Genomic DNA, 4,033 nt, shown 5'->3' with positions numbered 1-4,033 from the left:
AACAAATGCAGGCATTGAGCGATGCAGAACTGCAAGCTAAAACAGCCGAATTCAAACAACGTCTCGCCGACGGACAAAGCCTGGACGACATCTTGGTCGAAGCCTTTGCCGTCTGCCGCGAAGCATCGAGCCGTGTATTGGGCATGCGCCACTTCGATGTACAGCTGATCGGCGGTATGGTCCTGCACAACGGCAAAATCGCCGAAATGCGTACCGGTGAAGGTAAAACTCTGGTGGCCACCCTTGCCGTTTACCTGAATGCATTGTCAGGAAAAGGCGTACACGTCGTTACCGTCAACGACTACCTCGCCTCCCGTGACGCGAGCATTATGGAGCCGTTGTACAACTTCTTAGGCTTGAGCGTCGGCGTGATCGTCGCCGATTTGCAACCTTTCGAACGCCAGACTGCTTACGGTGCCGACATTACTTACGGTACAAACAACGAATTCGGTTTCGACTACCTGCGCGACAATATGGTGACCGACCAATACGACAAAGTTCAACGCGAATTGAACTTTGCCGTAGTCGACGAAGTGGACTCCATTCTGATTGACGAAGCGCGTACGCCACTGATTATTTCCGGCCAGGCGGATGACAACATCCAGCTCTACCGCGTGATGAATGCCGTTCCTGCCCACCTTATCCGCCAAGAAACCGAAGAAGGCGAAGGTGATTACTGGGTAGATGAAAAAGCACACCAAGTTATTCTGAGCGAAGCCGGTCACGAACACGCCGAGCAAATCCTGACCCAAATGGGCTTATTACAGGAAAACGATTCTCTCTACTCTGCCGCCAATATTTCCCTAATGCACCACCTCATGGCTGCATTGCGCGCGCACACCCTGTTCCACAAAGACCAACACTACGTTATCCAAGACGGCGAAATCGTGATTGTGGACGAATTCACAGGCCGTCTGATGGCCGGTCGCCGCTGGTCCGAAGGCTTGCACCAAGCCGTTGAAGCCAAAGAAGGCGTAGAAATCAAACGCGAAAACCAAACGCTTGCATCTATTACCTTCCAAAACTACTTCCGCCTGTACAGCAAACTGTCTGGCATGACCGGTACGGCCGACACCGAAGCCTTCGAGTTCCAAAGCATTTACAACCTCGAAACCGTCATCATCCCGACCAACCGTCCTGTACAACGCAAAGACTTCAACGACCAAATCTTCCGCTCAGCCGAAGAAAAATTTGAAGCCGTTGTCAAAGACATTGCCGAATGCCACAAAAACGGCCAACCGGTTTTGGTCGGTACCACCAGCATCGAAAACTCCGAACTGGTTTCCCGCTTGTTACACGAAGCAGGTCTGCCGCATAACGTTCTGAACGCCAAAGAACACGAGCGCGAGGCATTGATTGTGGCCCAAGCCGGTAAAGTTGGCGCGATTACCGTTGCCACTAACATGGCCGGCCGCGGTACCGATATTGTCTTGGGCGGCAACCTCAAACATCAAATCGAAGCCATCCGTGCCGATGAAACCCTGAGCGAACAGCAAAAACAAGCGCAAATTTCTGCCCTTGAAAGCGGTTGGCAAGCCGAACACGACCAAGTTGTGGCCGCAGGCGGTTTACACATTATCGGTACGGAACGCCATGAAAGCCGCCGTATCGACAACCAGTTGCGTGGTCGTGCCGGCCGTCAGGGCGACCCCGGCTCCAGCCGTTTCTATCTGTCGTTTGAAGACCCATTATTGCGCCTCTTCGCACTCGACCGTGCCGCCGCCATCCTCAACCGCTTGGCACCCGAGCGCGGCGTTGCCATCGAACACGGCCTGCTGACCCGTCAAATCGAAGGCGCACAACGTAAAGTCGAAGGCCGCAACTTCGATATGCGTAAACAGGTTTTGGAATACGATGACGTTGCCAATGACCAACGTAAAGTAATTTACCATCAACGTAACGAAATCCTGACCAGTAAAGACGTCAGCGATTTGACCCGCGAAATCCGCGCCGACGTTATCAGCGACTTGGTTGATTACCACATCCCGCCTGACAGCATGGAAGAGCAATGGGACATTCCGGCACTGGAGCACCAACTTGCCGCTGATTTCCGCCTCCATGTCGATATTAAAGGCTGGCTGAAAGAAGACAGCACTTTGGACAACCAAGACATTAAAGAACGCCTCATCAAGCGCATCGAAGACGAATACGCTGAAAAAGTCAAATTGGTCGGCAAACAGGCTATGTCTGACTTCGAACGCAATGTTATGCTGCAAGTTATCGACAACCAATGGCGCGAACACCTCGCCGCCATGGACTACTTGCGCCAAGGTATCCATCTGCGTAGCTATGCCCAGAAAAATCCGAAACAGGAATACAAACGCGAAGCTTTCGCCATGTTTGAAAACCTGTGGCGCGGTATCAAACAAAACATTGCCGCTTTGCTGACTGCCGTTCAAATCGAGCGCAACAGCGAATACGACCACACTGCTGCACAAAGCGTCAGCGATGTTCAAACTGTCCACTCCGATGCGCCTGATATGGAAGAATTGCTCGGTCAATCGCAAACCGATTTGGTTACCGAAGCGTTCGACCCTGACGGCACAGACTTCAGCCCTGAAGCGCTTGCACAAAACGGTCTGATTGTTCACCGCAACGATCCTTGCCCTTGCGGCAGCGGCCTGAAATACAAACAGTGCCACGGTAAATTGAACTAAGCAGTCATCTCAAAAGGCCGTCTGAACAGATGTGACAACGAAGTCAAAGATTCTCGTTTCACCGTTCAGACGGCCTGAGAATTATCCAAACAAGCAAAAAATTTCCAAACCCAATTTCAAAAGAGTATCCCTATGGCAGGCAACACCTTCGGACAAATCTTTACCGTTACCACTTTCGGCGAAAGCCACGGCGCAGGCTTGGGCTGCATTATCGACGGCTGCCCGTCCGGATTAGAATTGAGCGAAGCGGATATCCAATATGACCTTGACCGCCGCAAACCCGGCACCAGCCGCCACGTTACCCAACGCCGCGAAGCCGACCAAGTCGAAATCCTCTCCGGCGTATTCGAAGGCAAAACCACCGGTACACCTATCGCCCTCCTAATTCGCAATACCGACCAACGCAGCAAAGACTATGGCAATATCGCCACCAGCTTCCGCCCCGGACATGCCGATTACACCTACTGGCATAAATACGGTACACGCGACTATCGCGGCGGCGGCAGAAGCTCCGCCCGTGAAACCGCTGCACGCGTTGCCGCCGGAGCTGTTGCAAAAAAATGGCTGAAAGAAAAATTCGGCACGGAAATTACCGCCTACGTGACCCAAGTCGGCGAAAAAGAAATCCAGTTTGAAAGCTACGAATATATTTCCCAAAATCCTTTTTTTGCAGCAAACCAAAGCCAAATTGAGGACTTGGAAAACTATATGGACAGCGTGCGCAAATCATTGGATTCTGTCGGAGCAAAACTTCACATCGAAGCAGCCAACGTCCCTGTCGGCTTGGGCGAACCGGTTTTTGACCGCCTCGATGCAGAAATTGCCTATGCCATGATGGGCATTAATGCCGTCAAAGGAGTGGAAATCGGCGCAGGTTTTGATAGTGTAACGCAACGCGGCAGCGAGCATGGCGATGAGCTCATGCCTCAAGGCTTTCTATCCAATCACTCAGGCGGCATCTTGGGCGGCATCAGCACCGGGCAAGACATTCATGTGAATATTGCCATCAAGCCGACCAGTTCTATCGCCACACCGCGCCGGAGCATTGATATAGAGGGCAACCCTGTCGAGCTTGCCACACACGGCCGCCACGACCCCTGCGTCGGATTACGCGCCGCCCCGATTGCCGAAGCCATGCTGGCATTGGTCTTGATCGACCACGCCTTACGCCATCGTGCGCAAAATGCTGATGTTCAAGTTAATACACCGGACATTGCCAAACTGGGACAATAACCGTTTATTTCTGAATATTCTCAGAAAAATTTAGCCAAATCACAGTCTTTATACTACAATAGCACCTTATTGCCGTATGACGAAAATACGGATTTATATTAGAGGAATACAACCGCAATGGCACAAGAAACCGCTTTGGGCGC

The 4,033-nt window shown here is 52.0% G+C and carries 2 protein-coding genes; both read left to right on the top strand.

Going from position 1 to position 4,033, the window contains the following annotated elements; all coding sequences use genetic code 11:
* Nucleotides 1-2,657: preprotein translocase subunit SecA (gene secA, locus ACTHUE_RS12265; protein ID WP_440423579.1), on the top strand; the 2,657-nt coding region annotated here is incomplete at its 5' end.
* 132 nt (nucleotides 2,658-2,789) lie between these two features.
* Nucleotides 2,790-3,890 (top strand): chorismate synthase, encoded by a 1,101-nt coding sequence (aroC, locus tag ACTHUE_RS12260; protein ID WP_440403106.1) that lies wholly within the window; start codon nucleotides 2,790-2,792, stop codon nucleotides 3,888-3,890.
* The last annotated feature ends 143 nt before the right edge of the window (nucleotides 3,891-4,033 follow it).

Source organism: Neisseria sp. P0021.S005 (assembly GCF_051956955.1).
Note: the sequence above shows the minus strand (reverse complement) of the source record. Positions and strands in the feature narration are given on the sequence as shown.